3 protein-coding genes and 1 pseudogene are annotated in these 7,359 nt (G+C 73.5%); all 4 read left to right on the top strand.

The annotated features are described in order from the left end of the window. Positions 1–543: 543 nt before the first annotated feature. Positions 544–1,368, top strand: coding sequence for an urea amidolyase associated protein UAAP1 (locus ABD355_RS35445; protein ID WP_344405061.1), 825 nt, complete (start codon positions 544–546; stop codon positions 1,366–1,368). Next, positions 1,365–1,967, top strand: coding sequence for an urea amidolyase associated protein UAAP2 (locus ABD355_RS35440; RefSeq protein WP_344405060.1), 603 nt, complete (start codon positions 1,365–1,367; stop codon positions 1,965–1,967). Before ABD355_RS35445 ends, ABD355_RS35440 begins: the two co-directional genes overlap by 4 nt. Next, on the top strand, positions 1,964–5,476 hold the full coding sequence (uca, locus tag ABD355_RS35435; protein ID WP_344405058.1) for an urea carboxylase: 3,513 nt from the start codon (positions 1,964–1,966) through the stop codon (positions 5,474–5,476). The genes ABD355_RS35440 and uca overlap by 4 nt, the downstream gene beginning before the upstream one ends. A 7-nt stretch (positions 5,477–5,483) precedes the next feature. Continuing rightward, positions 5,484–7,145: pseudogene (gene atzF / locus ABD355_RS35430) on the top strand (allophanate hydrolase); the annotation flags it as partial. Positions 7,146–7,359: the final 214 nt, after the last annotated feature.

The following is a 7,359-nucleotide window of genomic DNA, read 5'->3' as shown; positions in this document are numbered from 1 at the left end:
CTCCAGGCCCCCCGAGCAACACCCCCGCTTGCGGAGCCCCCGGGCACCTCGGCCCACCTCCGGCGTCCCAAGCAACACCGACCCGCCTCCGGGTCCCTTCGGCGCCTCGGCCCACCTGCAGGCCCCCCCGAGCAACACCGCGGAGCCCCCGGGCATCTCGACCCACTTCCGGGCCCCGAGCGACTCCGGCCCACCTCCGGGAGCCAAGGCCCGCCTCTGGCACCCCAAGCCGCACCCGAGTCGGGGGTGCGTGCCCCGGCACCGTGGCGGCGGCCGGGTTGCGCGCGTCCGGCACGGACCGGCGCAGCCTGCGCTGCCGGCTGTTCGCCTCCGCGACCCCGGGCGTCTTCGGGCGACCCCGGCCACCGCAAGGCGGCAAGGGGCAGCCCCGCGGCCTCGGGTGCTCTCGCGATGGTCCTCGTGAGGGCTCGGTAACCCGTCGGCAACGCGTGGGCAATGCCCGTGACCCGACCGGCTCCTAATTTCTGTCGAGCGACAGAAACAACGCCGGAAGAGACCACACCGGAGCCGGAGGCCACCGCGATGGCGACAGCCACCACATACGGAGCCCGCGACCACGCACGCGCCCAGGAGGGCACGCACGCCGAGGCCATGCCCGTCGTCCCGGCGGCCGACTGGCCCGACCCGCCCTGCGCGGCGGGCCATCTGGTGTGGGCCGAGACGGTGGCGGGCGGCAACTACACCCACCGGGTGCTCGCCCGCGGCACGGAGCTGCGCCTGACCGACCTCGACGGCGAGGCCTGCGCCCATCTGCTGCTGTTCGTGGCCGACCGCCCCTGGGAGCGGCTGAACGTCGCCGACACGGTGAAGGTCCAGTGGAACGCCTACCTCGGGGAGGGCAAGCTCCTGCTGTCCGACCAGGGGCGCGTGCTCGCGAGTGTCGTCGCCGACACCTCCGGGCGGCACGACGCGCTGTGCGGCACTTCCACCCTCGTACGCAACACGGAGCGGTACGGCGACGGCACCCCGCAGTCCGCCTCCCCCGCGGGCCGCGAGCTGTTCAAGCTGGCGGCCGCGAAGAACGGCCTGCAGCCGCGCGACCTGCCGCCGTCGCTGTCGTTCTTCCAGGGCGTGGAGGTGCGTGAGGACGGCGCCCTGGACTTCACCGGGTCCACCGGCCCCGGCGGCAGCGTGACCCTCCGCGCCGAACAGGACCTCACCGTGCTGATCGCCAATGTGCCGCACCCGGCCGACCCGCGCCCCGACTACGTCAGCACCCCGCTGGAGGTCCTCGCCTGGCGCGCCGCTCCGACCCCGCCGGGCGACCCCCTGTGGGAGGCCACGCCCGAGGGCCGCCGCGCCTTCCTCAACACCGCCGAATTCCTTGCCGCGAGGGGGCTCGCATGAGCACGACGACCGTGGTTCCCGCCCGCGCCGCCTGGTCCTCCGTGATCCGCACGGGCCAGACGCTGACCATCACCGATCTGCACGGCAACCAGGCCGTCGACTTCCTCGTCTACGACGCCCACGACACCTCGGTCCGCTACAGCGCCCCCGACACCATCCACGCCCAGGGCGGCATCTTCCTGACCACGGGCAGTGTGCTGATGTCCAACGAGCACACCCCGCTGATGACGCTGACCGCCGACGACGTGGGCCGCCACGACACGGTCGGCGGCGCCTGCTCCAAGGAGTCGAACACCCTCCGCTACGGCCACCACACCTGGTCCCAGCACGCCTGCGTGGACAACTTCCTCGCGGAGGGCGCGAAGCACGGTCTCGGCAAGCGCGACCTCGTCTCCAACATCAACTGGTACATGAACGTGCCCGTCGAGAAGGACGGCACGCTCGGCATCGTCGACGGTCTCTCGGCACCGGGCCTGAAGCTGACCCTGCGCGCCGAGCGCGACGTCCTCGTCCTGGTCTCCAACTGCCCCCAGATCAACAACCCGTGCAACGGCTTCGAGCCGACCGCGGTGGAGATGACGATCGGGGAAGCCGGATGAGCTTCGACACGCTGCTGGTCGCCAACCGCGGCGAGATCGCGGTCCGGATCATCCGCACGGCCCGTGAACTCGGCCTGCGCACGGTCGCCGTGTACTCCGATGCCGACCGCTCCGCGCCCCATGTGCGCCTCGCCGACGAGGCGGTACGGCTCGGCCCGGCGCCGGCGAAGGAGTCGTATCTCGACGCCGACCTGGTGCTGAAGGCGGCCAAGGACACCGGCGCGGGCGCGATCCACCCCGGCTACGGCTTCCTGTCCGAGGACGCGGCCTTCGCGCGCCGCTGCGAGGACGCCGGGATCGTGTTCGTCGGTCCGACGCCCGAGCAGCTGGAGCTGTTCGGCGCCAAGCACACGGCACGGGCGGCGGCCGAGGCGGCGGGGGTGCCGCTGGCGCCGGGAACGGGCTTGCTGGCCTCCCTGGACGAGGCGCTCGCGCGGGCCGCCGTGATCGGCTACCCGGTCATGCTCAAGGCGACCGGCGGGGGCGGCGGTATCGGTATGTCGGCATGTCGGTCCGCCGATGAACTGACCGACGCCTGGGAGCGGGTGCAGCGCGTCGCCGCCGCCTCCTTCTCCTTGGCCGGTGTCTTCCTGGAGCGCCTGGTCGAGCACGCCCGCCATGTCGAGGTGCAGGTCTTCGGCGACGGCGAGGGCCGGGTCGTCACCTTCGGCGACCGCGACTGCTCCCTGCAGCGCCGCAACCAGAAAGTGCTGGAAGAGGCCCCCGCCCCGGGCCTCCCGGACCGCGTGCGCGAGCAACTGGCCGCGAGCGCCCGCGACCTGTGCGCCTCGGTCGGCTACCGCTCCGCCGGAACCGTCGAGTTCGTCTACGACGCCGCCCGCGAGGAGGTGTACTTCCTGGAGGTCAACACCCGCCTCCAGGTGGAGCATCCGGTCACGGAGGAGATCTACGGCGTCGACCTCGTCGCCTGGATGCTGCGCCTGGCCCGGGGCGAGTCCGATGTCGTACGCGAACCGGGCACATCCCGCGGCCACGCCGTGGAAGCCCGCCTCTACGCCGAGGACCCCTCACGCGACCACCGGCCCAGCGCCGGCCTGTTGACGCGGGTCGAGTTCCCGCCGGGCGTCCGCGTCGACGGCTGGGTGGAGACCGGCACCGAGGTCACGACGTCGTACGACCCGATGCTCGCCAAGGTCATCGCCTACGGCCCCGACCGCGCCCACGCACTCCGGCGACTGGACGAGGCACTGGCCCGCACCCGCGTCGACGGCATCGAGACCAATCTGGGCCTGGTGCGCGCGGCGCTGGAGCACCCCGACTTCAGGGCCGCCGGTCACTCCACGGCGACGCTGGCCTGCGTGACCGACCCGACCCCGCGCATCGAGGTCGTCTCCGGCGGCACCCTCACCACCGTCCAGGACTGGCCCGGCCGCACCGGATACTGGCAGGTCGGTGTGCCGCCGTGCGGTCCGATGGACAACCTGTCCTTCCGGCTCGGCAACCGGGCGCTCGGCAACCAGGAGGGCGCCCCGGGTCTCGAATGCACGCTCCAGGGACCGTCGTTGAGGTTCACGCACCCGACCACGGTGTGCGTGACGGGCGCCCCCGCCGAGGTGACGGTCGACGGCACACCCATCGCGCAGTGGGAACCGGTGACGGTGCCCGCGGGGGCCGTACTGGAGATCGGCGCGCCCACCCAGCACGGCCTGCGCACCTACGTGCTCTTCGCCGGCGGCCTGGACGTACCGGCCTTCCTCGGCAGCGCGAGCACCTTCACCCTGGGCCGGTTCGGCGGGCACGGCGGCAGGGCGCTGCGCACGGGCGACGTGCTGCACGGCGGTACGGTCGCCCACGGCACCCCGGTGCCTGTTGCGGACCGCCCGTCCTTCACCGCCGTATGGCACATAGGTGCGGTCGAAGGCCCGCATGCGGCACCGGAATTCTTCACCGAGGACGACATCCGCGACTTCTACGCCGCCGACTGGAAGGTGCACTTCAACTCGGCCCGGACCGGCGTACGGCTGGTCGGTCCCAAGCCGCGCTGGGCGCGCACCGACGGCGGCGAGGCGGGTCTGCACCCGTCCAACATCCACGACACCCCGTACTCCGTCGGCGCCGTCGACTACACCGGCGACATGCCGGTGCTGCTCGGCCCGGACGGCCCCTCGCTCGGCGGGTTCGTCTGCCCGGCGACGGTCCTCAGCTCCGAGCGGTGGAAGCTGGGCCAGTTGCGCCCGGGCGACACGGTCCGCTTCGCGCCGGTGACCGTCGACGGCTCGCCCCGCGCGGACATCGTGGACGGCGGGGTTCTGGCCCGCGACGGTGACATCACCTACCGCCGCAGCGGCGACGACAACCTGCTGGTCGAATTCGGGCCCATGCAGCTCGACCTGGCGCTGCGCATGCGCGTCCACGCGCTGATGGAGGCGGTGGCCGAGGAGGGCCCAGAAGGCATCACGGACCTCACCCCGGGCATCCGCTCGCTGCAGATCCGGACGGACCCGAGCCGCCTGCCGCTGCATCGGCTTCTCACCGCCGTACGGGAGATCACGGCGACGCTGCCGCCCACGGACGAACTCGTCGTCCCCTCCCGCACCGTCCACCTCCCCCTCTCCTGGGACGACCCGGCGACCCGCGAGGCGATCGCCCGCTACATGGCGGGGGTCCGCGACGACGCCCCCTGGTGCCCGTGGAACATCGAGTTCATCCGCCGGGTCAACGGCCTGGAGTCGGTGAACGACGTGTACGACACGGTCTTCGACGCGGAGTACCTCGTCCTCGGTCTGGGAGACGTGTACCTGGGCGCCCCCGTGGCGACCCCGCTCGACCCCCGCCACCGCCTGGTGACCACGAAGTACAACCCGGCACGCACCTGGACCGCCGAGAACTCGGTCGGCATCGGCGGGGCCTACCTGTGCATCTACGGCATGGAGGGCCCGGGCGGCTACCAGTTCGTGGGCCGTACGACGCAGGTGTGGTCGGGGTGGCAGCAGCGCGGCGCGTTCGAGCCGGGCTCGCCCTGGCTGCTGCGCTTCTTCGACCGCATCCGGTGGTATCCGGTGGACGCGGACGAACTCCTCGGCCTGCGTGCCGACATCACGTCCGGCCGTTTCGTGCCGCGCATCGAGGAGGGCACCTTCTCGCTCGCCGAGTACCGGGCGTTCCTGGACGAGAACGCCGCGTCGATCGGTGAGTTCCGGGCCCGGCAGCAGGGGGCCTTCGCCGCGGAGCGGGACGCGTGGGAGGCCGCCGGCGAGTTCACCCGGGCCGAGGCGGCGGCCGCACCGGCCGCTCCCCCGGCCGAGGTGACGGTCCCGGCGGGCGGCCGCCTCGTGGAGGCCGAATTCGCCGCGTCCGTGTGGCAGTTGAACGTAGAGCCGGGTGACGAGGTGAGCGCCGGGCAGCCTCTGCTCGCGCTGGAGGCGATGAAGATGGAGTCCAGGGTGCACGCGCCGGTGGACGGCGTGGTGGCGGAGGTCCTGGCCCGGCCGGGCGACCAGGTGGAGGCGGGGACGGCACTGCTCGTCCTGGCCCCGGCGGCGCAGTAACCACACCGAGGAGCAAGAGATGTCCGCTGTGAACCGTGTCCGTGCCGCCTACGCCCGCATCGAGGCGGTGGACCGTCCGGAGATCTGGATCGACCTGCGTCCACAGGCCGAGGTGGAGGCGGAGGCGGCCGCGATCGACGCCCGCGTGGCGGCAGGTGAGCACCTTCCCCTTGCCGGGCGCCTGTTCGCGGCGAAGGGCAACATCGACGTGGCCGGGCTGCCCACCACCGCGGGCTGCCCGGCGTACGCCTACCAGCCGGAGGCGGACGCGCCGGTCGTCGCCCGACTGCGCGCGGTGGGCGCGATCGTGCTGGGCACCACGAACCTGGACCAGTTCGCGACGGGTCTGGTGGGCACGCGCTCGCCCCACGGCGCGGTCCGCAACGCGCACGATCCGGCCCGTATCAGCGGCGGCTCCAGCTCCGGCTCGGCCGTCGCCGTGGCCCTGGGCATCGTCGACCTCGCGCTGGGCACGGACACCGCGGGCTCGGGCCGGGTCCCGGCCGCGTTCAACGGCATCGTCGGCCTGAAACCGACCCGCGGTCTGGTCCCGACGGCGGGAGTGGTCCCGGCCTGTGCCTCCATCGACTGTGTGACGGTGTTCGCCCGCACCCTCCCGGAGGCCGAGCAGGCGCTGTCCTTCATGGCCTCCCCGCCGGACCGCGAACTCCCCCCGCTCCCCCAGCGTGCTCCCGGCCCGTGGCGCGTCGCGGTCCCGCCGCGGGAGCAGCTCGGCGAGCTGGACGAGGGCTGGGCGGAGGCGTACGAGGCGGCGGTACGGCAGCTCGAAGCCGCCGGAGCCGACCTCCGCACCCTCGATCTGACCCCGTTCACCGAGGCCGCGGCGATGCTCTACGAGGGCGCGTTCGTCGCCGAGCGCTACACGGCGGTCGGCGGCTTTGTCGACAAGGCGCTCGCGGACGGCATCGAGGGTCTGGACCCCACCGTCGCCGGCATCATCACCCGCGCCCGCGACATCCCGGCCCACCGGCTCTACGCCGACACCGACCGCCTGGCCGCCCTGCGCGCCCGCGCGTTCGCGGAACTGGCCGACGCGGACGCCCTGCTGCTGCCCACCACCCCCGGCCATCCGACCCTCGCCGCCGTGGCCGCCGACCCGCTGGGCGCCAACGCCCGCCTGGGCCGCTTCACCAACTCCACCAACCTCTTCGACCTGGCGGCGGCCGCGGTTCCGGCGGGCGAGGTGGACGGCCTGCCGTTCGGCGTGATGCTGATCGGCCCGGCGTTCACGGACGACCGCCTGGCGCGGATCGCCGCCCTGCTCCGGCCTCACACGCAGCTGGCGGTGGTGGGCGCGCACCTGACGGGCCAGCCGCTGAACCCCCAACTCCTCGCCCTGGGCGCCCGTTTGGACCGTACGACCACCACCGCCCCCGCCTACCGCCTGCACGCCCTGCGCACGACGCCCCCGAAGCCGGGCCTCGTCCACGTCGGCCAGGGCGGCACCGCGATCGAGGCGGAGGTCTGGACCCTCCCCGCGGAGGGCCTGGGCCGCCTGCTGGCAAGCCTCCCCCGCCCGATGACCCTGGGCAGCGTAGAACTGGCGGACGGCACGCAAGTCCCCGGCTTCCTGTGCGAACCGTCCGCCCTCACGGACGCCGAGGACATCACGCCGTACGGCGGCTGGCGGGCATACCTCAGCCGCTGACCCCGTCGGGCAGGAGCCTTCCCGGCCGCTTGGCGCGCGAAGACCGCCTCGCCCGGCCGGCGGGGCGGCGCGGCGGACGGCGCCGCCCCCGGGACGCCGGGCCGATCGCTATCCGGCGTCCCGCCCCGCAGGGAACATCGCGCCGCGAACCCGGCCGTCGGGAACGCGGGCCCCACGGCCAGGTCGACGTCGTCCGTGAGCCCGCCCCGCCAGG

The organism is Streptomyces longisporus, from assembly GCF_039532765.1.
In the GTDB taxonomy this organism is placed as follows: domain Bacteria; phylum Actinomycetota; class Actinomycetes; order Streptomycetales; family Streptomycetaceae; genus Streptomyces; species Streptomyces longisporus.
Note: the sequence above shows the minus strand (reverse complement) of the source record. Positions and strands in the feature narration are given on the sequence as shown.